Source organism: Shewanella sp. FJAT-51649 (genome assembly GCF_019457435.1).
Classification (GTDB): Bacteria; Pseudomonadota; Gammaproteobacteria; order Enterobacterales; family Shewanellaceae; genus Shewanella; species Shewanella mangrovisoli.
The window spans coordinates 2012654-2035766 of the sequence record NZ_CP080411.1 but is presented as its reverse complement, the minus strand read 5'-3'; the positions used below and the strand labels follow the sequence as shown (position 1 = coordinate 2035766).

The following is a 23113-nucleotide window of genomic DNA, read 5'->3' as shown; positions in this document are numbered from 1 at the left end:
TTTGTGTTATCGACCACGGGAATGCCAGCAAGCTTCCCGTGATTTCCATAAGGACGCAGCGCATGAAACCACACAAGCATGAAGCACAGCTACTCAAACTCGCCTTGGAGATTGGTATCGGCTACGCCAAAAAGCGTGGTTTTGACGACTTTGATAAGGGTGTATCACCCAAGGATAAAGTGGAATGTATTTATCGGCTGTTAGTGACCGATAATTTGATCCAACCCTTAGCCAAAGATAAGGAGGATGGCCCGAATATGAAGCACAAGCTGGTACTGTGGATCATCCGCCATCTGCCGACCGATCACCCGTTATTGCAATAAGCGCTCAAGCATAAAACAGGGCGCCAATGATTAGGCGCCCTGTTAGGAAATAAGAGATAGGCTAAGAGATGGTCGCGGGATTTACTTCGCGACTTTTTGCGCTTTCTGTGCTTTTTCCGCCGCCAGCACGGTCGCCATAGATGGCACTATGGTTGTCGGATCGAGGCGCATTTGATACCAGTTCAATCGCCAATCTAAATGCGGGCCATTCGCTCGCCCTGTCGCGCCGACTTCCGCCACGGCTTGCCCTTGCTTAACGGTTTCGCCCGCATTCACATAGAGTTTGCTTAAGTGCAAAAAGCTGGAACTCACGCCATAACCATGGTCGATGATCATAGTGCCGCCCGAATAAAACATATCGGGAACCGACAGGCTAATCACGCCATCGGCGGGCGCGACAACCACAGTGCCGGTTTTCGCGGCGACATCCACCCCAAAATGGGGGTTGCCAGGCACATCATTATAAATACGCTGACTGCCATAGACGCCCGAGATCCTGCCGGTTAATGGCCAAATAAACGACTGTAAAAATGCCGTTTGCTCGCTAAAAGTACCACGGGCCGCTTTCACCTGCGCCGTATCTTTGGCGGCACGTTCCTGCGCCACGGGATCGGGCTTCATGATCTTATTGCTGATGCCCCTAACGCTCTGAATATTGTATTCACGCTTAGTGACACTGAGCGGTTTGACTTCGGTTAAGCCATCGGGATAGACCAAGCGTAGCTCTTGACTCAACTGCGCATCCCTATCAAAACCAAAGGCAAAATGGCCGTCTGGCGTCACTTTTAATGCCTCACCATTAAGACTTATCTGCGTGCCCGCCGGCGCTTTACCACGAATTAACGCGCCCTGCTCAAATTGCCCTTCAAAGCTGACCTGCGCCTGAGTCGATAAGCTAAACAGGGTTAAGAGCGACAAAACTACCGCCTTACAGCTGCGCGATGGTGTATTCGGCAAAGTGTTTAACAACTTAGGTCGGGCATTAGGTAAAGCGTTTAGCATCTTCTCAAAAATCCTTATTCAAACAATAACGCCCTAAAGATTAGGGCGTTATAAAAAATCGACGGGTTAATTGCCTTTACTTACGATGGCGCCTTTCCCCACGCCTTCGTAGGCAATCACTGTAAATTGGCTTGAAGGCACTTTTGCCACTAAGGTGGTCGCCATATAGTCGGCCAGCAATTCAACCGTAGTATCGTGCGGGATCAAATCACAACATTCCTTGGGCATGGCCAGTTGGAAATCCCCCTGCGGCGCTTGATAGTGAAAGCCATAATGGCTGTCATCACTGATCCGCGTTTGTGGCGATAGGTTTAAGGTCTTCACTGACACTAAATCCTCCTCGCTACCGAGGTAGATATCGTGCCAACGCTTGGCCCAATATTCATCCCATTTCGGTGCCGGAATGCCGTTCTCAAACACTTGAACCGGGCTGCGATGACCATGGGCAATCCGCTGGCAATTGCCATCGTGTTTACGTAAACCATGGCTGTAATGATAGTAAGGCGAGTTCAGGATCTCATGTCTTAAGGTGAGGCTAATACCTTCGACATTATCGGGCAGAGTTTCCCGCAGTGCTTTTTGCAAAAAGGCATTAACGCTTGGAATATCAATCTGTTCCGATGGAACGAGTGCAAAGGCTTGGGAAGGACAAGCTAAGTGGATCTCACCGAGTGCGCTATCGAAATCCATCCATACCCGATCGCCTTGCTGCTGCCAACGCACGCCACTGTACGCAGTCGGCACCAATAAACGATGGTCAGCCACCGCATCAATTGTCTGTTTAATGGTTCGTTTCACTTTAGCGAAATCGAGCACCATATTTTGCTCGTCTAGGCCGCCTTCTAATACCACATCGACAATCCAGCTTTCCCCCACCATGCCACGCTTTGGGCAAAGATAGGAAAAATCGATCACGGTTAAATCTTTAACAAACAGTTGCATTGACTCTCCTCGGCAGAAAAACAGTCCGCCTAAATAGGGATTGCGCCACTTAGCGATGGCCGAGCACGCTCACTTGGCCATAACCAAGCTTACCCAAACAGTAAATAAGGATTCTAATCAATTCTGCCTCGCCCCGCGACAAATGAATCCACTGTTAGGCGCTTTTTATCTGTATGACACAACAAATGCACAAGCTGCGCGCATGAGTTAACCAATTCAATGGCTAATTGAATGGCTGAGTAAGCAAAAAGCAAAATGCTCTTACGCCACTCGCCCATCCCTTGCGCGCGGAAACATCTCGATAAGCCCGTCAAGGGTCACATCTGATCAATAGCGATGAATAGACGAGGGTAAATATTGGCTGGTTAATAGATACTCGCGATTAGCAGGTGAATTGCTAAACGAAACGCCACTCACACTATCGAGATAATCAAACAAAAACAGCGAATTAGCTCACAAAAATCTAATCCACAACTGCGATAGACCCAATCGAAACAAGGCGTTATCTCTAAGGCGATTAAGCCGTTAGTATCGCCCTATAAACCACACACAAAACAAGGTTAATAAGGGAGAGACCAGATGATAAAACTCACCGCTATTGCGATCAGTATTATGGCCATGTTAGGCGGACACTACGCCGTTGCTGCCGAACCGATTGAAGTGATTACGCCTGCTAAAATCACTGAGCCAGAAAAAGTCGAGCTGGGTAAGATGCTGTTTTTCGAACCTAGACTGTCGAAATCAGGCTTTATCTCCTGTAATTCTTGCCACAATCTTTCCACCGGTGGCGTGGATGCCCTGCCTACATCGATTGGCCACCATTGGCAAGAGGGTCCAATTAACTCCCCAACCGTGCTGAACGCCGACTTTATGCTGGCGCAATTCTGGGATGGTCGCGCCAGCGACTTAAAAGAACAAGCCGCAGGTCCGATTGCCAATCCGAAGGAAATGGGCTTTACCCATGAACTCGCCACCGAAACCGTTGCCTCGATGCCCGCATACCGCGCTCGCTTCGCTAAGGTCTACGGTGATGAAAAAGTCGATATCGATCGTTTAACCGATGCCATTGCCGCCTTCGAAAAAACCTTAGTCACGCCGAATAGCCCCTTCGATCAATATTTATTGGGTAAACAGGATGCGATTAGCAGCGAAGCCAAAGCCGGTTACCAACTGTTTAAGGACAAAGGCTGCGTCAGCTGCCACAACGGCCCAGCGGTCGGTGGCACTATGTTTATGAAGATGGGCCTCATCAAACCGTTCCACACCAATAATCCTGCCGAAGGGCGTAAAGGCGTGACGGGCAAAGAAGCCGATAAATATGTGTTTAAAGTACCAACGCTGCGCAATATCGAGCTCACCTATCCCTACTTCCACGATGGCAGTGTTTGGACGCTTGAAGAAGCGGTCAATACCATGGCGGATATTCAGTTAGGACAAAGGCTTACCGACAAAGAAACTAAGGAAATGGTGGCCTTCTTAAATTCACTCACGGGTGAACAGCCGCAGATCACCCTACCAATCCTGCCACCGTCGAATAAAGCAACACCACGCCCAGTGCCATTTGCGGCAGCGACCAAGTAGGTCGAGCTAAACGGCACTTCAGATAAGTCGCTTTCGCGCAAAAGAGAAAGGCCGAGGATTCATCCTCGGCCTTTTTGTTCAATACTGGATGCTTAAAAAGCGGACGCTTAAAGCTTAAGCGATAATATCCCTAGCGGCTTATTCGCCCTTAAGACGTCTATCTAACTGGTCTTTTAGGTTAGCGGGCACGCCTTTAATCAAGAGCGTGTCGGAAATCGGATCGTAAATCACTCGCTGCCCTAAATGGCCACCATCGAAGCTAATGGTGACGCCGCCACCAGTACCCGAAAACTTCTTCAATTGTCTTAAGGTCGATTTATCGGCGGGAAATTCTTCATCCAACTCATAACTGCCGCCACGGGCAAAGTCATAGAAAGACTCCATACCTTGGTCGGCGAGTTCATCGGCTAAATCTTTGATCTCAATGTCGGCACCTTCGTCGAAACGCTCTGAGCAATACTCAAACACTTTGTTACGGCATTGCTGACGTTCTTCTTTGGTCAGATCGCTGCTGGCAACAAAATCTTCCACCGCATTCATTAGGGTCTTATTTTGCGCCTTGGTATTCACGCCTTCGACACAGCCCATAAAGTCGAGGAAAAAGTCCGCCACCTTACGGCCAGCACGTCCACGGATGAAGGAGATGTACTTGCGAGAGTCCTTATCGGCCTGCCATTCGGTAAGATCGATACGCGCCGCTAATTGAATATTGCTTAAATCTAAGTGGTTGTTTTGCGACAGTTCCATATCATCGAGTACCGTCATCGATGATTTGGCACTCAACAGCGCCACAAACAAAAAGTCACTCGCCATACTGGTATAGCAGGACATCAACAGGAATCCGCCTTGGCTAAAATCATATTTTGCCAACTCTTCCTGCAACAACTTACTGGCTTGGCCGGTAAATTCGACGAAGCCTAAATCCCCTGCACGGTATTCCTGCAGCGCGTTAGAAAAGGCAGGATTAGCCTCACCGTCATCACCATGGATACCAAAATAGCCAAATCCTTTGCCGGATTTGCTGGTATAAGTCTGATGCAATTCTTCCAGCATCATCTCGACAGCCTGACTGTTCAGCAGAGGTTGAGGACGTAAACGGCAGCGTAATTGCCCCTGACTGTCCTGGGAAATCTCGTGAATAATTGCTTGTTCGATGTTAATACTCATAAGCCCTGATAGTGATGCTGGAATAAATCCGCTATTATATGCCGCTAATCCATTCCAAAGTGAAACATTTTTTGATTATGGCAATCCAATCGAAATACTCAAACGCACAAGTTGAATCATTAATCGCCGAGATTTTAGCGGTACTCGAAAAGCACAAAGCCCCTACTGACTTAAGCCTGATGGCGCTGGGCAACTGTGTCACTCACCTGCTCGAGCGCAAAGTGCCAAGCGAATCTCGCCAAGCGGTAGCTGAACAATTTGCGAAAGCACTCGCACAATCGGTGAAATCCAATTAAGTTAGTCGAGTAACAATCGTTAAAACAACATAAGATACAACGTCTTTTAGGAATAAGCGGATCACTATGGTCGAGCGAAAAAAGCAAATGAGCCGCGATCGCGTGTCACGACTCATCAACTGGGGACATTGGTTCGCCTTCTTTAATGGCCTGTTAGCCATGATTGTCGGCACACGCTATCTGAGCAGTGTGGGTTATCCCGAAACTTGGTTTGGCTGGGGCTACCTCGCCGTCAGCACCATTGGCCAGTTCAGTTTTCTTGCTTTTATCGCCTACTTGATCTGCCTATTCCCGCTGACCTTAATCTTGCCTTATTCCAAGATTTTAAGGGGCTTAGCGGCAGTTATCGCCACCTTAAGCCTGTGTATCTTACTGTATGACACCATAGTGTATGCCGATTATGGCATGCACTTGAGCCCCTTCGCCTTCGACTTAGCCTGGGCCGATTTAAATGCCCTGCTCCACGGTACCTCTTATATTGTCACGCCCATCGCCATTTTGGTGATTGAGCTAACGGCGGCCAACTTCCTGTGGAAACGGATTGAGAAAATCCAAAAGCTAAATCTTGGCAATAAGGTTATTACCCTAATTGGGGTGTGTTTTGTCAGCAGCCATTTGATCCACATTTGGGCCGACGCGGCCGATATCACCGAAATTACCCGTTTCGATGATACTTATCCACTGTCGTACCCTGCCACTGCGCGCTCCTTTATGGAAAGCCATGGGATTGATGGCTCTTCACAATCGGATGATGAAGCCAATCATGCGACCAGCACGCTCAGTTACCCCACGCAGCCACTACAGTGTCAAGCCGACAGCAAACCCAATGTGTTAATGTTGACCATCGACAGCTTACGTGCCGACATGGTGGATGCTAAGACTATGCCGTTTTTGCATCAATACACTGAGCAGAATCAGAGCTTTACCCAGCATTACAGTGGCGGCAATCAATTTAGAACCGGCATGTTCTCCCTGCTCTATGGCTTGCAAGGCAGCTATGGCGATGCGCGCATCTTCAATAGCACTAGCCCAATCATGACCCAAAGCTTTAGACAGGCGGCTTATCAGCTTGGCTTATTTATCCCAGAAACCAATCTGAATTTACGCTCCGCGCAGGCCATGTTTAATGACTTTACCCCCGTCATCGCCAAAGAAACCAATGGCAGTGCCGATGCGGATTTACGCAGCGTTGGCCACTTTAAGCAGTGGCAAAGCGAGCAGCAGGGTCCCTGGTTTGCCCTCGTCAACCTGAAGGCACCAGAGAATTTTGATACCCCAGTCGGCTTCCTTGGTATCGAAACCGTTAAGGCCGATGCCAATTTGAAACCCGCACAAAAGGTGCTGTTTAACCAATATCGCCAATCATTGAATTTTATTGATAAGCAAATCCAAGCGATAGTGAGTGAGTTGCCGAGCGACACCTTAGTGGTGATCACTGGTGTCAACGGCAAGATATTTACCAGCAACAGCGATGAAGCCCAGCGCAATTTGTCACCCGAGAGTGTCAGAGTGCCTATGGTCATTCATTGGCCGAATGTCGGTGCCAGTAAGGTTAAATACCGCACCAGTCACTATGGCGTAGTGCCAACCTTGATGACCCATATCTTAGGTTGCACCAATAACACCACGGACTACAGCGCGGGCCGTAGCCTGCTGCAACCGAGTCAAGAGACCTGGATTTACATCGGTGACAGTCGAATTTTTGCCATTTATCAACAGTCGGAAATCACCGTCATCGACCGCCATGGTAAATACCGTATTTACGATGAAAACTTTGAACACAGACTGCATAAGAAGATGAGTGCGCCTGAGCTTATCCAAGTGATGCGAGAGGGCCGCCGCCTCTATAATCATTAAGTAGAGAGGTCAATAAGCTAGCCAATCGTTACAGGTCGTTTTTGCTCCCAGTAAAGCTTGGGTTTAAAACGAGAAAAAATAAACAATAATTAAAAAGCCCCACTTTATCGTGGGGCTTTTTATTTGGCTAAGAACTAGCTCAATCTATGGATGATTCCGCCTTCACGGTGGAATAACGCTCTAACCAATGGGCGTAGGATGAAGGTAACACCCAAGATGGACGCGAAACCTTTAAGGTTTGTGCCGCTTGATAAGGCCAGTGAGGGTTAGCCAAAAATGCTTTACCTATCATCACTAAATCCATTTGCTGATCTTGAATCGCTTGCTCTGCGTGGTGAGGATTATCCATGCCCCATGACGTTGCCACCGGGAAACCCACTTCCCGACGCACTCGCTCGGCAATAGGCGCCAAAAAGGCCGGGCGCCAAGGAATATTGGCCGTAGGTGTTGAAAAACAAATACTGACGTTAAGCATATCGAGACCAGCGCGCTTAAATTGCTTCACCAAGGCGATGGACTCACTCAGGGTTTGCTCGTCTTTATCATCAAATTCAATCACACCAAAGCGGGCCGTTAACGGTAAATGCTCAGGCCAAACCGCCCTCACCGCCTCAACCGTCTCGATAAGAAAACGGCCTCGCCCTTGTGCATCACCACCGTATTCATCGGTACGTTGGTTGGCATAGGTCGAGAAGAAGCTTTGCGCTAAATAGCCGTGGGCAAAGTGCAGCTCTAACCATTCAAACCCAGCCTCAAGCGCCCGTTTGGCCGCCGCCACGAAATCGGCTTTCACACGTTGAATATCGTCAATCGTCATGGCTGTTGGTACTTTGCCAAGGTTAGCACCAAATGCCACGGCCGATGGCGACAATGTTTGCCAGCCTTGCTCACCCTCAATATGGTCATCCCCTTCCCAAGGAATGTTGGCACTGGCTTTGCGACCAGCATGGGCGATTTGGATCCCCGCCACCGCGCCAGCGCCTTTAATCGCCGAAGCGATGTTGGCTAAGCCTGCCGCTTGTTCCTGGTTCCACAATCCTAAACAGCGCGGGGTGATCCGCCCCTCTGGCGATACGGCGGTCGCCTCAACCACCACTAAGCCTGCGCCGCCGCGAGCTAGGCTAGTGTAATGTACTTGATGCCAATCGTTACTCAGTCCGTCGAGAGCCTGATACTGGCACATAGGCGCCACGGCAATGCGGTTTTTAAGCGTGATATCTTTTAATCTGAAAGGAGAAAATAGCTGGGTCATCTGACAGTCCTAACCATGGGTTAACTAGATGAGGACAGACTAAAACGAACGTGCCATAATTAAAAGCATCACCATATTATAGGTTCTATAAGATTTCGTTATGATAAATCCACAATGGCTCAATACCTTTGCAGTGTTAGTGGAAAAGGGAAACTTTACCCGCACGGCCGAAGCCATAGGTATCACCCAAGCCGCGGTCAGCCAGCATATCAGTCGCTTAGAGGAAGAGTACGGCACCCTATTTTTGCGCCGTAGCCGCCAACTCGAAATCACTCCCATTGGTGAGCATTTGTTGAGTTACGTCAACGATATAGACTGCGCCGAGAAGCGATTACAGCAAAAACTCATTCAAGACGATGCCCATATTGGCGAGATTAGCCTTATCACCCCTGGCAGTATTGGCTTAACCCTCTACCCCTTGCTTTTACAGCTACAAACGGCGTTTTCGCAGCTAAAAATTCATCATCGTTTTGCCCCCGATAATGAAATCCTCTCCGCCATTCTCGCTAATCAACATGAGCTGGGGATGGTGACGTTTAAGCCGTCGGATCCCAGTATTTGCAGTAGCCATTTTACCGAAGAACCCCTCGAGTTGGTTGTGCCTGCGGGGCAGAAAATTACCAGTTGGCAAGATTTGCAGCGCCTCGGATTTATCTCCCACCCCGATGGCGAAGCCATGGCCACCCGTTTATTGAGCCGCAAATATCCGGGAAGTCCTGGCATCCAAGAGATCCGCTGTAAAGGTTTTATCAATCAGATAAGCTTAATCTTGGAACCCGTCGCTAAGGGACTCGGCTTTACCGTGATCCCTCGCTATGCCCGTAAGGCCTTTGAACGGCAAGAGGAAATCTATGTGGTTGAGTGTGGAAGCCAAGTCGTGGACACCATTTGGCTGATCCACAGAGCTGAGTGGCCTTTGTCCCGCCGGGCACAAACGGCTATCGCTTACTTAAAAAGTCAGATTTAACCTAAACTGACAGGTTGAAATGTCACGGCGAAAGGCGTTAAAGGGGCAAAGTGAATGCCTAGTAATAGAAATCTAGCCATTTTATAACAACATAATTAATTGAATATCGGACAGATTTATATTTATAGGTTATATTAGCATCTATAAATAGTACTCCATGTTGTTAGTACTCCCTTTAATTGCACGGCTGCGAACAATGACAAAAATTGCCCCACAACACGCCGAAACGGGTTCCGATACCAACCATAGTCAAGCCATTGATACTATTTTAAATAGTCTCGATGCGCTGGTATATGTCTCTGATTTAGATACCTATGATTTACTCTATCTCAATGACTACGGTGTATCGGTTTGGGGGGAGGCAAAGGGTAAAAAGTGCTATCAAGTGCTGCAATCGGCACAACACTCCCCTTGTCAATTTTGTACTAACCCTAAACTATTGGATGAAAAGGGAAATCCTGCAGGCGTCCATGTGTGGGAGTTTCAAAATACCCAAAATGGCCGTTGGTACCAATGTCGCGATCAAGCCATTCATTGGACCGATGGCCGATTAGTTAGAATCGAAATCGCCACCGATATCACCGAACGCAAACAAATGGAGCAAGCGCTGATAGAGGCAAAATCCACGGCCGAGCGTCTTGCCGACACTGACGAACTGACTCAGCTCTATAATCGCCGGGCTTTTTTCAATCTCGGTCGCCAAGTTGCGCAGCAAACAGCACAACCACTGGCCTTTATCATGTTCGATATTGATCACTTTAAGCGGATTAACGACCGCTGGGGCCATGCGATGGGTGATGCGGCGCTTATCCATATCGCAAGATTGACGCAAACCAAACTGAGAACAAATGATATTCTTGCTCGTTTAGGCGGCGAAGAGTTTGGACTGATTTTACCCAACACTCACCATGAACAAGCATGGCAAGTGGCGGAGTCAATTCGCCACGGGTTTGATACGCAGCCACTACAGCTTGATGGCTACAGCATCCACTGCACCGCAAGCTTTGGTATATCATCCTTAAGCTTGCCCCAAATCAATCATCCCGATGAGGCACAAGCCCTCTTGGAAACCCTATTCAATAATGCCGATCAGGCCATGATGCAAGCCAAGCGCGCAGGTAGAAATCAAGTCAGTGATGCGGCATAGCCACTGTAGATAAATTTCAACCATTTAAGAAATAGTTTAGCGGCTATTATCATGCTCAATATAGAGAAACATAGCGGGTATATTTAACACTTACAAGAATACCTAAAAGCTATATTTTTCTCTAAATTATTACCATTTACTAAAATTAACAAAACTCTGTAAAAATCCAACAAAAAATTAAAACAGCCCAACAATTAACAACTTACCAACAACCCCCTGAGCGATGTACAGCTACTTATCGACAGAAAATAGTAACTTAATCACTATATCAACAATTAAAACATGACAAAGCCTACTTTATACAAAATTTAAATAAAGCAATCAGGTTGAATGTCTACATATTTATTAAGGATTGCTGAATCAATTTTTACAACAACTTCTTGACCATTCTCAAGAAGTATTGGCATACGAATTTCAGCACCAGATCGATAGGTCTTAGTCGTATCTAAAACAACATGCTTAGTAAAATCAATTGGGTAGGTAATTACACCTCCTACAGCCAAAACATTCCAATCAGAAGTTTTTACATATTCAGTTAACGGTCTCAGGCTAATAAGCCTATTCTCATTAACACTTCTTAGATACATCCTTGCTCTAGCTAAATCAAAATATGCGGGTTCAGCTATATTTGGGTCTACAAATAACTTTTGTCCTGATACATTAGTAAGAGTAAGAGTAACTTGCCCATCTGTTGTACATAAAGGAGCCAAATCCAAACGTATATACTGTTCATCCCGAGAGAAAGTGGTTGCATTCCCCAAAAAAGGAAAACAACACGTAAAAATTGATAACAGAACCACTAAGTACTTCATAGGCATACCCGTAATAAATATTCGTAGTAATATGGATTATGGGCTAAACGTTCTAAAATATACAACTCATTTCCAGTATCGATTAGCCTCTTATAATCAGCAATATCCTTATAAAACTCTTGCCAAATTGCACTTAGAGTGCATTCAATCAGTGTGAAAATCATACCTCAAGGTAATTAACATGGTTCGCCCAAAAAAGTCGCATAATAAAAGCCTGCCTCAGTACCTTAAGTTTGATAGTTCTAAGGGCACTTACCGCTTTACGTTAATAAATGGTGTTCGCAAAACACTCGGTAAAGATAAGGTGCAAGCGATTCAAATTGCGGTTGAGTACAACCGCATTATGCGACCGACTGTTGGGCTAAGTGTGGATCAGTTAATTGAGGCCTCGAGTGAATCGCCTCTGGCTAATGGCCAGTCCTTTGCCAGCCATGTGGACCGACTGTTAGAACTGATCTTTAAAGAAGAAATGCCAAGTAAACAACTGGCCAGTACCATGCGCAACGATGCCGAACGGGTTAAAGCCTATTTTGCGGAGGTTCGCAGCCAAGATATTAGCCTTGAGCATATCAACGGCTATTTAAACCAATATCATCCTGATGCCAGCCCCAATGTGCATAACCGTAAGCTGGGGTTCTTAGAGAAACTGATTAACTACGCGATCGACCAGTCCATCATGTTAGATAATCCGGCCTCTCGAAAGATGAAAAAGCGTAAAACCAAAGGCAAAGAACGCCAACGCCTCAGCTTTGAAGTGTATCAACAAATCCATGCCGCGGCGCCATTGTGGTTACAAACAGCAATGGATCTTGCGTTGCAATCGACCCAAGCCCGCCTTGAAGTGTCGCGGATTAAATACAGCATAAAAAAACCTAAGGACGGCCAATGCGGTTGCCTATGGTTTGATGAACCTGTGGATGGCATTTATGGCACCCTATTTATTCACCGCCAAAAGGTAGAAGAAAAAGAAGCCAGCCATGTAGCCATACCGATTGGTGAAGTATTAAAGGCCATTATCGATAAAAGCCGCGACGGGTTACTTTGCCCTTATGTGGTTCATCGCCGACCTGACAAACTCAATAAGCAAAGTGTGGCCACAGACCACCGCTATCAGCTTGATCCTAATTACCTTAGCAGAGCCTTTTCGGCATTAAGGGATGAGCTAGGTCTGTGCGACCATTTAGAAATGAGCCAGCGCCCAACCTTCCACGAGATCCGCGCGCTATCTGCCAGATTGTTTTCTGATATGGGTGTTGACCCTCAAGGTCGGATGGCTCACACCGATGCTAAGTCCACCAAAATCTATGTGCGGGATCATCTGCAATGGACCGAAGTACCTCACGCTGAGATTAAAATTAGCCATAAATAAAACTAAGGCAAAGCACTAATTGGAAGAAGGTTTTTTGGAAATCCGTTAGTCCCCCATTAGTCCCCCGTTAGTCCACCCTGACATAAACAAGCAGATACAAAAAAGCCCGCAACTGATTAAGATTGCTGGCTTTATTGTTTATGAATTTGGTCGGTATGAGAGGATTCGAACCTCCGACCCCTGACACCCCATGACAGTGCGCTACCGGGCTGCGCTACATACCGAAAATATCGTGCTTAAATAAATTATCTTAGATAAGCTTAAGCACTTGTTACTTAAGATGCTATTGAGTGGGGTTCACCTTAAGTGAGCCAGACTTTAGCAATTGCCTCGCCTCTGTGCAAGTGCTTAGTGAGATGAGTTTGATCAACTGCTTAGTTTCTGGTCTGTGTGGCGAATTTTTGCCAGAAACCATATAGCCGCTAGCAGGTAAAACCATGGTGAATGCCAGACTGTGAGCTAAGGCCAAACTTAAGTCACCTGTTCAATATCAAATTAAGAAACTTCTGCTAAGCTAGATATAATTTATAGTTTCAGTGCAATCGATTGCTTTTTAAGCATAATTTTGACTAAAGGGACTTATCTTTGCGTGTATCAGCTCTGAATATTGCCCATCTAAAGTTAGCCACCTTTCTCGGCCTACTGGGTTTAGTGCTCAACATCTACCCTATTCCACTCTTTGCCAACGTCCAGCTTATTTTAGGCAACGCGGCGGTGGTGATTGTGGCCATCTTACTCGGGCCTTGGTATGCCCTGTTTACAGCCCTATTTACGGCAACGGGTTTGATGTTGGCTTGGTCCAGTGCCCACGTGTATCTGGTGTTTTTGCTTGAGGCGCTGTGGTTGGGGTTTGCGCGGCGCAGAGACTTTCCCATACTCTACGCCAGCATTTGTTATTGGCTGTTGTTAGGCTTGCCATTAATGGGCTTATACCTGTGGTTAATCACGGGGATGCCGACTTACCACATTCCCTTTACCACGGTAAAACAAGCTTTTAATGGCATTTTCTACACTACCTTAGGTGAGCTTTGCGTGGTGGCACTCCCCAGTTTGTGGCACTTAAAAGATAAGCTGGTAAACCATACTCGCCGAACCATGAGTGCCCAGCTTAGCTATCTGTTTATTTTGATTACCACCATCAGCTTACTGACCTCATCCCTCGTGTTTAATCATTATTTTATGGATAAACAACAGGTGTTGATTAATCAAAACCTCAATGACACAGGGATCTCCTTAGGCCACGCCACCGAAACTTATATCAGCACTAACACCCGTACTATTGCCAGCATAGGTAAATTTATCAGCATATCGGGTTTGCCTTTAGAACAATGGCAACTCGTCCTCGATAGTGTTCAAGGGTTAACCCCCAGTTTTACGACTATGTTTATCGCCAATGAGGATGGCGACATAGTGGCGGGCAGCCCACTTGAGAAACTTAACCAAGTTAAGCTGTTACCACAAAAAGTGAATGTGCTAGATAGGGATTACTTTATCCAAGCTTTTATTCACCATAACACCTTTGTCTCGCCGGTATTTATTGGCCGTGGGCTCGGCAAGGACATCATCATCGCCATCAGTGCCCCGATCTTTAAAGAGGAGTCTAAAACTGCGATTGGCATTGTTGAGGGCAGTCTCGATTTAAGTTACTTCTCCAATATTGATAAGCAAAATCAACACCATGAGACGCAATCCATTATCTTATTGGATGAGAAGAAAAATATTGTTTACGCCTCGGAAAGACTCGGTCTACAGCCCTTAACCCCTTTCAACTATGTCACGGGTAGCACTGAGTATCGCACGCGATTACAGCTGATGAATATCAATCAGGAGGATACCGAAACGCCTGAATATATTTACGCCCACCATAAACTCAAAAATGGCTGGCATTTGTATGTGGTTGAGCCGTTTGTCCCCCTGCTGACCTTAGCCCAAGAGCAATATACTAAGACCATAGTGCTACTGTTACTCAGTATGGTCGGCGCCATTATTATCGCCAAAGCAATCAGCCGTTTAACGACTACTCCCCTCGCCTTACTGGCGCAACATTTTAGCCAAAAGAAAGACGGCAGTATCAATGAGGAAAAATTTGAACATGAGCTGCTCGATAACAGTACGCCAAAGGAAATCTATAGCCTGTACGAGAGCTTAGAAGCCAATCAGCAAGCACTGCTCAGTTATCAACTCGAGTTAGAGGATAAAGTAAAACAGCGCACGATGGACTTGGAAATCGCTAACCGAAAACTCAAGGATATGGCCGAGCGGGATTCCCTCACCAATTTGTACAATCGACGTTATACCGAAAAGCAATTCCTGAAAATTCAAGACTTGTGTGAGCGGGGCCAAGATGCCATTGCAGTGGTATTGCTCGACCTCGACTTCTTTAAAAAAGTGAATGACACCTACGGCCATCTGGCGGGCGATGAATGCCTACGGGTGATGGCAGAAGTGTTAACGAGTCACTTTAAGCGTGATGTCGATTTGCTGTGTCGTTATGGCGGTGAAGAGTTTGTCTTGATATTACCTATGTGTAATACCTTGAAAGTTGAGCAACATCTTAATGGCTTCCGCGAAAAACTCGCCAGCGTGGTGATTACGAACCCGGCCGATCAAGTCACTTTTAGCGTCACAGTCAGCATAGGCGCCATCATTGCCGATGCCGCTTACAGCTCAACGCTTGAAGTTTGGTTAAAACAGGCGGATGAGAACCTGTATAAGGCTAAGGAACAAGGGCGAAACTGCGTGGTTTGCACCCTAGTCACAGTTTAATCGGGCATATGCGCGGCGCGATATTGGTCAATTCGCGTCAGCATATAGGGGAAAAACGGATTCCATTTTTGGCGTAACATTTCCGCAGCGGGCACGCTATACACTCCACGCTCGCCACGGGATGATGCAGCGCCAATTTGGATCCGGTGTAATTTTTCATTGGTTTTAATGCCGTATAATCCATCATCTTCATTAAAGGGTAAGGCCACATGGGACAGAGAATACACCCCCGCAGGCCAATGCAAAGATACGCTTTTCAGCGCTGGTACACTATTATCTTGAGGCATAAGACCAAACTCCCGCGCTTGAACCTGAGTCGTCTCGCTATCCTGATTTTCAATCAAGGTGCCACGGTAATGGATAGTGTCAGAGGATGCCGGTAATAACGCTAGCAACGGATCATTTGCCATCAATTTACTGTTGATCACGGTACGGTTCATATCAAACAACACTAACTCATGGCCTTTCTCGGGCAGCACTTGGTAAAGCAGGTTCACCACCGCGGCGCTTGAAACCGTCGCATCTGCAACGGATTGAAAGGTTAATATGTCAGGAATATGCTCACGTTGTGCAGGCGTTAACCCACTTAATAGACTTTGATTACGCAGCGCTAATTGGTAGACCACATCACCCGCGTTCACCGCAAAAGAGGTGTATTTAAAGGGATCGTATTCCATTTGAATACTGTTCCACTGCAACTTATCTAAGTCGAGTAAACGGCCAACCCAGCTTTGCCAACGGGCAGCAGCCGCAATCGGTGCAAGCCCAATAGCGGGCGACATAAAAATCATTCCCGCATAATCGGGATCTTTCTCCTGATTAATAAGTTCTAACTCATGGTTAAGCGCTACCGCGGCGCCCGTTGAAAAACCAATCACAAACAGCGGTTTACCTTTAAGCTCTTGTTTCATATGTGCCGTTGCCAAATTCATCGCGGCGGCTAAGTCCTGCCAGTAGAGGCTCGTTAAACCACTTGGAATGGTGCCATGGCCTGGGAGTCTTAAGCCAAGTACATGGGCTTTACCCTTAAAATGTGCTGCCACATTGGACATGGCATAGGGCGAATCGGACATACCATGGAGCAACAGTACGCCAAAGGGCGCATTGGCCTTAGGCCACTCGAAGGTGCGATTCCAGTTATGAGGCCAACGGGCAGGATCCGACAGGCTATTTTTAACATAACGATTCACGGGTGAAGCATCCGTCGCCGAGACTTTTTTAAGCACTTTATTGTCCACTTCGGCAAATAACTTATCTTCTAAGGCGATGTAATCACTGAATTTGTCTAATTTAGTGTTGTAGCGAAACTCGTTTTTAAGCTCAGTAGTGTGCCAAAGGGAGAGATCGGGTCTGGCATTGAGAAAATGTATGCCTGTCACCAACAGGGCGACGGCGATCCCCAAACAGGCATAAAATGCCGCGAAAAATAAATGCTTGGTTGAGCCTATGATGATGGCTTTCATTCTCGTCCCTTGGATCCCATAAAATGCGCAATCAGATTATAAGGTTAGATAAAAAAAAACCTCAACTTTCATATTTAAGATTTGATCTCGCGACAATTTAGTTTCGGCTGTATTCCTAAGTTAGGGTAAAATCCACCCCACTTTTATTCCCATATTCGACTGTTATGCATATTGGCCCAGCCGCAGCGACCTATGCGTTTTATCTCCCCAATCCCCCACTCTTGCCTGAAGATTGGCATTGGGAGCAAGATAACGCGATAGCAGAACTCATCGCCTTAAATGGCAATCACTGGCGTAAGATCTTCACAATTCTGGCAAAATTTTGCGCGCCCGGAGAGGATTGGCGCGATTATCGCGACAACTTATTACTCAAACAGCGGCAAATGCTGCTAATAGGTGCCAATACCCTCTCGCCTCATGCCAAGATTCATATTGTCTGTGGGCAAGCTGCCGCCATGGCATTAGGGATTGCAGCCGATAACCATATCGCTACTGACGCGTTGCAAACAACCGAACAGCAATTAATGCACGACTCCCAAGGTAAACTGCAAGACGTCACGGCAATGATGCAGTCGCAGTCTCCACTCTCAAGCTGTGTACTGCTCACGCCTTATTTAGACTATCGCCAATACTCAAACGCTTTGATTGCCCTGACGCGTAACCATCTCCAAGCGAAACAAAGCTAAAGAATAGGACTCAGCTTGATCCAAATAGGCTCGATTCAATTTGGCGAGATAGCATTAATTTCGCACATAAAAAAAAGCACCCCATTAGGGTGCTTTTCGTTAATGTTCAAACGATAACCGTCTTAATTAATCGTAAATAGTGGGGATAGGTTGACGCTTATGCTGCGTGGCCTTGTAGATATTGATAAGTTTTTCTTCAACATCCTTGCCGACTTCTTTCCCTTCAAGGAAATCATCGATTTGCTCGTAGGTCAGGCCGAGCGCGACTTCATCTTCCAGTAGCGGTTGATTGTCTTCCAAATCCGCGGTTGGCGCTTTATAAACTAAGGACTCTGGCGCGCCCAAATATGCCGCAACTTGACGTACTTGGCGTTTGTTAAGGCCAAATAAAGGCGCAAGATCGCAGGCGCCATCACCCCATTTGGTATAAAAACCGGTGATATTCTCGGCGCTGTGGTCTGTCCCCACCACAAGCCCGCCCACTAAACCGGCTAACTCATATTGGGCAATCATGCGCATGCGCGCTTTCACGTTACCTTTAATAAAATCAACTTTTGCCGCATCCGGTGAATGCAATCCCGCTTCGACAAAGGCAGTTAAAGTCGCCTGATGCACACCATCGACCCCTTGATGCACATTGATGGTGACTAATTTGGTCGGCTGAATAAATTGGCAAGCTTGCTGAGCTTCGTGCTCATCTTTTTGAATTTGATAGGGTAAGCGCACCGCAATAAACTGATAACCGCCGTCAGGATACTCGCTATTGAGGCTATCAACGGCCAACTGGCATAAACGCCCCGCTGTCGACGAATCCACACCACCGCTGATCCCAAGGACCAAGGCTTTGCTGCGGGCTGCTTGCAGTTTAGATTTAATAAACGCCACACGGCGCTGCACTTCGAACTCAGGATCGATTGTCTTGAGTACCTTCATTTCTGTTAAGATCTGCGCTTTCACCGAAAATTCCACCTTAATATTCGCTGTTATTGGGAGCAGTGATTCGGCTAACGTTATCATTTATTCGGGTCTGCCTGTAGCAAAAATTAACATCTACAGGGTTAATTGTTGAGAAAACGTCATTGGCTCAAGTTTTCATCTATCCCAAAAAAACAACAAGGGCAATAACGGTTTGCCGCGATTGCCCTTATTTACTCAAGTCAGTACTGACTTATCTTTCCCAGTAGGATTCTTCTAAGCTGTCTTCACGCTCAGGTAAACCGCGGGAGAGACGCGGACTATGCTGCGCCAACACCTCGTAAGCCACGCGGTTAGCGTACTTACAAATTTGCGAGAATGACGAATAACACAAACCATCACGCTTGTGCTTGCTTGAGCCTGGCACATTGGTCTTGTGGAAGGTATTGGCCGCCAAATCGTGCAATAACGCCGACAACGCGCCATCACCAGCACCGTTAGTGTTACCGATTTTCTCTGGGCCGCCCATGTAAGGCGAAATATGGGCAAACACTTTAATCGGGTTTTCGCAGTCACGCTTCAGCTTAGGACGCGAGAACTCATAACGGTTAAATTCGGGGATAGCACCGGGCAGCAGTGTATGGCTGGTTTCACGCTTTTCGGCATCATCGGTATAACCTGCGGTGTAAAGCCCGATGGGGCCTGCAGTGGTTAACACCATATCACACCACTCGAGGGCTTTTTCGCTGGCAAGCAGCGGATCGCGAAATCCGGTTAAGGCCTCACCTTCATCTTCGTTCATCGCCAAAATGGTCACATGCTCTTGGATAAAGTTTTGCCACCAAACCGGATCTTCTTCGATTAAGAAACGTGTGCCTAAGGTCAATACCACAGGGACTTCGGCGGCTTTGGCATATTCAATTGCGCACATGGCCGCATCGGTGATCCTGTCGCCGTCGCTGGCACGCATTAAATAGGCGGTTAATACCAAGGCAGAGCTACCCTGCACTACGTCTTTATCAATGTATTCTGGGGTTAACTTGTCCATCGCCCCTTTACTGATCGCAAAGGTACGCTCACCACAATCGGAAATCAGCGTAAAACAACGGCCGATAGGGCCATCGACGGGTTGCAGGAAGTTAAGGTCAACCTTAGAAGAAGTGTTACAAAGATAACGGTAGGCGTAGCTGCCGACTTCGATATTTTGGCTCATCACTCCAAATAGCACTGAGCGGTCATCGGCCAAAATAGAATAATTGTGCACTGTGTTACCAATAGTGCCACCCGCAAACTCATCGCTGATCAAACCTTGTTGTTTCAGCTCGGTATACAGGGCATGCGCTTGCTCGTCATTGATCAGGGTCGAATTGCCCTTAGGTAAACCATAACGGCTGAGCAACTCATCCTCAACCTTGGCTTCAATATCCACTAGGGTTTGATCGATACCGCTGACATAAGTCGCAAAGGGTTGAGGTTGCTGGGTTAATTGCTCAAGCAGTGGGTCACGGGTTTTGACCGGGAAATAATGTTTCGATTTGCGCTGACCGGGAAACTTCATAGTGGCTCTCTTTTCCTGGCATCCATGCTAATGGGCATTACAACGAGCGTTGGCTCATCGTGTCCTAAAAATAATGAGTCTAGGCTAGAGAGATAAAAAATCCACTCCCGAGCCACAAAGGGCGCAGATTCTACCATAAAATCAGCATGAAACTAGGCCGTGTTTCGGTTTCAACCGGAGAAATTTACCGTCACTCTGCGCGTATCCAAGGTTGAGCTTGTTCTTGCACCAATTGCCTGAGCAGCTCGATATGGAACTCATCATCATTTAAACAGGGAATAAAGTGATAGGCCTCGCCGCCCGCATGCAGGAAAGTCTCTTTACCGCCAATGGAAATTTCTTCTAAGGTTTCAAGGCAATCGGTGGCAAAGGCAGGGCAAATCACGTCGACACTTTTCACGCCTTGGCGGGGTAAATCGGCCAGCAGCTCATCGGCATAGGGCGTTAACCACTCTTCTTTGCCGAAGCGGGATTGGAAACACACTTGCCATTGTCCGTCGGTTAATTCCAGCGCCTGCGCCAGTAACTTGGCCGTCGCGCGGCACTGCTCAGGATAGGGATCGCCTTCGGTGGCATACCGCAGCGGAATACCGTGGAAGGAAAGAATCAACTTGTCGGCCTGCCCGTGGGTTTTCCAATGGCGTTTCACTGAATGCGCTAAGGCCGCGATATAGGCTTCGTGGTCAAAATACTGTTTGCTGAAACGCAGCTCAGGAATGTCACGCACTTGGGTAAAATACTGCGCCACCGCATCGAACACACTGGCGACGGTTGAGCAGGAATATTGCGGATACAGCGGCAGCACCACGATACGTTCGGCGCCTTGGGCCTTGAGTTTGGCAAAGCCGCTCTCAATCGAAGGATTGCCATAGCTCATGCCGAGTTCTACCGGAATGGTTTGATTAAAGGTCGCGCTCAGATCCGTGGCTAATTTTTGCGCCTGCTGCTCACTTATCACCATCAGCGGTGAGCCCTGCTCCGTCCACACGCTCTGATAAAGTTTGGCCACCTTGGCGGGTCGGGTGTTAAGAATAATCCCCTGCAAAATCGGCTGCCACAGCCAAGGGGACAAATCGACGACCCGAGGATCACTTAAAAACTGTTTGAGGAATCGCTTAACCGCTTTGGGAGTGGGTTCATCGGGCGTGCCGAGATTGACCAATAACACGCCAAACGCAGGAGAGGGAGAAGTCAATGTGTTACCTTTTATCAGCCAAATACCTCGGCAGGCTAACATTCGGTCGCCAATAAAAAAAGCCTACAATAGCAGGCTTTTTCCTAATATGAGAACTTGTTCTCGAATTTAGCGAATGATGCTTATTTCAGCACGCTGGCTAACTGTGCACTCACAGCCGCTACCGACTGAGTACCATCAAACTTGTGGTATTGAGTGTTACCCGCCGCAGCCACTTTGCCATAGTATTCAACCAATGGCTTAGTTTGCTCGTGGTAAATGCCTAAACGCTTACGCACTGTGGCTTCTTCGTCATCTGGACGAATCGCTAAGTCTTCGCCAGTCACATCATCCTTGCCTTCCACTTTAGGTGGATTGAATACCACGTGGTAAACACGGCCAGAACCTGGGTGAACGCGACGACCGCTCATGCGCTTAACGATTTCTTCGTCTGGCACATCGATTTCGATCACGTGATCAATGCTGATACCGTTTGCCGCCATCGCATCCGCTTGTGGGATAGTGCGTGGGAAACCGTCTAACAGGAAACCTTTAACACAGTCGCCCTGTGCGATACGCTCTTTAACCAGTCCAATGATCAGATCATCAGAAACCAGTTGGCCTGCATCCATCACTTTCTTCGCTTCTAAACCCAGCGGAGTACCGGCTTTAACGGCAGCACGTAACATGTCGCCAGTAGAAATTTGTGGGATACCATACTGTTCCATAATGAACTGGGCCTGGGTACCTTTACCGGCACCTGGGGCGCCCAATAGGATAATGCGCATCTCAAGAGTCCTCTTTTTCGCATTGATATTCTTCTTAGGGCGGCGATCTTCGCACATCTGGCCGCCATTGAGAAGGCTTTTAGCTTCGACTTTAGCCTCAGAAACCGTAAATAAATCGCAGTTTTGCAGCTAATTTAATCCTTAATAGAGCAAGGTATAGAGCTTACGGCGGTACTGATTCGCCAGACTATTCCCTTGCCCAAGCGCCGTTAAAATCTCCATAAAGACTTGTTTTACTTTGCCATTTTCAGCGGTTAAATCCTTAGATAACACACTGTATAAATGTGCAAGCGCTTCTTCGTCTCGGTGGGCCGAATGCAAGGCCTTACAAAGTTCGAGTAATAACACTAAATCCTGCGGATTATGCTCGAACTTCTGCTGCAAATCACGAATTTCTGGCGTGTCCGCCGCATCCAAAGCAAGGGTTAATTTCGCCTTTAAGCTCTGGTAATAACCGTCTTGGTCGGCAAGGCCAATCTGCTCGAGTAGCAGCTGCGCTTGGGCGAGTTCACCCTGCATCAAGTACACATCGGCAAGCACTAAACTCACCTCGGCCGCCTGATTTGAGGCGCTATAAGCCTCTTTCAGTAACACGGCCGCCGTGGATAAATCCTCCGCCGATACTTGGCTTAAGGCTAATAGGGCTTTGGCTTGCTCAAGCTGTAATTGCCATAAGGGTGGCAAGTGTTTCTCTAGCATGGCGCTCACCTGCACCGCCTCTTGCATGCCCGCAAAGCCATCTATTGGCTGGCCCTTATCGAGCACTAAGGTAGTCGGCAGTGCTTGAATGCGGAAATAGTTAGCGATTTCCAGCTCGGTTTCGCAGTTCACTTTCGCCAGCACAAAACGACCAGCATGCTGCGCGGCAAGCTGCTCGAGTGTTTGCACCATGGCAACACTCTGCGGCTGTGGCTGGGCCCAAAACACCATCACCACCAGTTGCTGCATCGAAGCATCAACCACTTGCTGAATATTGTCTTTCGTTAGATCGAGGATATTGTCCATGGTTTTCCTTACTCCCAAACTGGCACCTCTGTAGAGAAATGCC

The 23113-nt window shown here is 47.4% G+C and carries 20 protein-coding genes and 1 tRNA gene; 9 read left to right on the top strand and 12 right to left on the bottom strand.

The features are described 5' to 3' along the window. The first annotated feature begins 62 nt into the window (after positions 1-62). Complete coding sequence (locus tag K0H59_RS09170; RefSeq protein ID WP_011626406.1) at positions 63-323, top strand: DUF5062 family protein; 261 nt, start codon at positions 63-65, stop codon at positions 321-323. Positions 324-404: 81 nt separating this feature from the next. Here K0H59_RS09170 and K0H59_RS09165 read toward each other — a convergent pair whose 3' ends face one another. Together K0H59_RS09165 and K0H59_RS09160 are read right to left on the bottom strand one after the other, a co-directional pair. Then, positions 405-1325 carry a M23 family metallopeptidase gene (locus tag K0H59_RS09165; protein ID WP_220055312.1) on the bottom strand — a complete coding sequence of 307 codons (921 nt, stop codon included), beginning with the start codon at positions 1323-1325 and terminating at the stop codon, positions 405-407. A gap of 66 nt (positions 1326-1391) precedes the next feature. After that, positions 1392-2267: a 6-carboxytetrahydropterin synthase gene (locus K0H59_RS09160; RefSeq protein ID WP_086904215.1), complete on the bottom strand. Its 876-nt coding sequence runs from the start codon at positions 2265-2267 to the stop codon at positions 1392-1394. Between the two features lie 579 nt (positions 2268-2846). Here K0H59_RS09160 and K0H59_RS09155 point away from each other — a divergent pair. After that, entirely contained in the window at positions 2847-3848 is a 1002-nt protein-coding gene (locus tag K0H59_RS09155) for a cytochrome-c peroxidase (RefSeq protein WP_220055311.1), read from the top strand. A gap of 138 nt (positions 3849-3986) precedes the next feature. Here the strand turns inward: K0H59_RS09155 and yejK are convergent, their stop codons facing one another. Beyond that, positions 3987-5015, bottom strand: coding sequence for a nucleoid-associated protein YejK (yejK, locus tag K0H59_RS09150; RefSeq protein WP_011622980.1), 1029 nt, complete (start codon positions 5013-5015; stop codon positions 3987-3989). Positions 5016-5092: 77 nt separating this feature from the next. Here yejK and K0H59_RS09145 point away from each other — a divergent pair, with 77 nt between their 5' ends. Both K0H59_RS09145 and K0H59_RS09140 read left to right on the top strand, forming a co-directional pair. Continuing rightward, positions 5093-5311, top strand: coding sequence for a YejL family protein (locus K0H59_RS09145; RefSeq protein WP_011622981.1), 219 nt, complete (start codon positions 5093-5095; stop codon positions 5309-5311). A gap of 66 nt (positions 5312-5377) precedes the next feature. Next, positions 5378-7168, top strand: coding sequence for a DUF3413 domain-containing protein (locus tag K0H59_RS09140; RefSeq protein ID WP_220055310.1), 1791 nt, complete (start codon positions 5378-5380; stop codon positions 7166-7168). Positions 7169-7307: 139 nt separating this feature from the next. On the opposite strand, the gene K0H59_RS09135 is transcribed toward K0H59_RS09140, so the two are convergent. Then, positions 7308-8420: an NADH:flavin oxidoreductase/NADH oxidase gene (locus tag K0H59_RS09135; protein WP_220055309.1), complete on the bottom strand. Its 1113-nt coding sequence runs from the start codon at positions 8418-8420 to the stop codon at positions 7308-7310. A 100-nt stretch (positions 8421-8520) separates the two neighbouring features. Between K0H59_RS09135 and K0H59_RS09130 the strand changes: the two genes are divergently transcribed. Both K0H59_RS09130 and K0H59_RS09125 read left to right on the top strand, forming a co-directional pair. Further along, the gene (locus tag K0H59_RS09130) at positions 8521-9387 is read left to right on the top strand and encodes a LysR family transcriptional regulator (protein WP_220055308.1); all 867 of its coding nucleotides are present in this window, start codon (positions 8521-8523) and stop codon (positions 9385-9387) included. Between the two features lie 196 nt (positions 9388-9583). Next, a complete protein-coding gene (locus K0H59_RS09125) occupies positions 9584-10534 on the top strand; it encodes a GGDEF domain-containing protein (protein ID WP_220055307.1) in 951 nt (316 codons plus the stop codon). Between the two features lie 308 nt (positions 10535-10842). Here the strand turns inward: K0H59_RS09125 and K0H59_RS09120 are convergent, their stop codons facing one another. After that, positions 10843-11346: a hypothetical protein gene (locus K0H59_RS09120; RefSeq protein WP_220055306.1), complete on the bottom strand. Its 504-nt coding sequence runs from the start codon at positions 11344-11346 to the stop codon at positions 10843-10845. A gap of 181 nt (positions 11347-11527) precedes the next feature. Between K0H59_RS09120 and K0H59_RS09115 the strand changes: the two genes are divergently transcribed. Then, the gene (locus K0H59_RS09115) at positions 11528-12715 is read left to right on the top strand and encodes a recombinase (RefSeq protein WP_220055305.1); all 1188 of its coding nucleotides are present in this window, start codon (positions 11528-11530) and stop codon (positions 12713-12715) included. A gap of 147 nt (positions 12716-12862) precedes the next feature. Here K0H59_RS09115 and K0H59_RS09110 read toward each other — a convergent pair. Further along, positions 12863-12939: transfer RNA gene (locus tag K0H59_RS09110), tRNA-Pro, on the bottom strand. A 361-nt stretch (positions 12940-13300) separates the two neighbouring features. Between K0H59_RS09110 and K0H59_RS09105 the strand changes: the two genes are divergently transcribed. Further along, on the top strand, positions 13301-15481 hold the full coding sequence (locus K0H59_RS09105) for a diguanylate cyclase (protein ID WP_220055304.1): 2181 nt from the start codon (positions 13301-13303) through the stop codon (positions 15479-15481). Here the strand turns inward: K0H59_RS09105 and K0H59_RS09100 are convergent. After that, on the bottom strand, positions 15478-16944 hold the full coding sequence (locus tag K0H59_RS09100; protein WP_220055303.1) for a carboxylesterase: 1467 nt from the start codon (positions 16942-16944) through the stop codon (positions 15478-15480). The two genes, K0H59_RS09105 and K0H59_RS09100, sit on opposite strands and share 4 nt — an antisense overlap. A gap of 164 nt (positions 16945-17108) precedes the next feature. Between K0H59_RS09100 and K0H59_RS09095 the strand changes: the two genes are divergently transcribed. Then, complete coding sequence (locus tag K0H59_RS09095) at positions 17109-17630, top strand: DUF6942 family protein (protein WP_220055302.1); 522 nt, start codon at positions 17109-17111, stop codon at positions 17628-17630. 126 nt (positions 17631-17756) lie between these two features. Here K0H59_RS09095 and nadE read toward each other — a convergent pair whose 3' ends face one another. The 5 genes from nadE to K0H59_RS09070 all read right to left on the bottom strand — a co-directional run bounded on the left by nadE (position 17757) and on the right by K0H59_RS09070 (position 23070). Continuing rightward, positions 17757-18587 (bottom strand): ammonia-dependent NAD(+) synthetase, encoded by an 831-nt coding sequence (gene nadE, locus K0H59_RS09090; protein ID WP_220055301.1) that lies wholly within the window; start codon positions 18585-18587, stop codon positions 17757-17759. A 211-nt stretch (positions 18588-18798) separates the two neighbouring features. Further along, complete coding sequence (locus K0H59_RS09085) at positions 18799-20103, bottom strand: inosine/guanosine kinase (RefSeq protein WP_220055300.1); 1305 nt, start codon at positions 20101-20103, stop codon at positions 18799-18801. A 190-nt stretch (positions 20104-20293) separates the two neighbouring features. Next, on the bottom strand, positions 20294-21340 hold the full coding sequence (hemH, locus tag K0H59_RS09080; protein ID WP_220055299.1) for a ferrochelatase: 1047 nt from the start codon (positions 21338-21340) through the stop codon (positions 20294-20296). 80 nt (positions 21341-21420) lie between these two features. Next, entirely contained in the window at positions 21421-22065 is a 645-nt protein-coding gene (adk, locus tag K0H59_RS09075; RefSeq protein ID WP_220055579.1) for an adenylate kinase, read from the bottom strand. A gap of 141 nt (positions 22066-22206) precedes the next feature. Further along, positions 22207-23070 (bottom strand): tetratricopeptide repeat protein, encoded by an 864-nt coding sequence (locus K0H59_RS09070; RefSeq protein ID WP_088211351.1) that lies wholly within the window; start codon positions 23068-23070, stop codon positions 22207-22209. Positions 23071-23113: the final 43 nt, after the last annotated feature.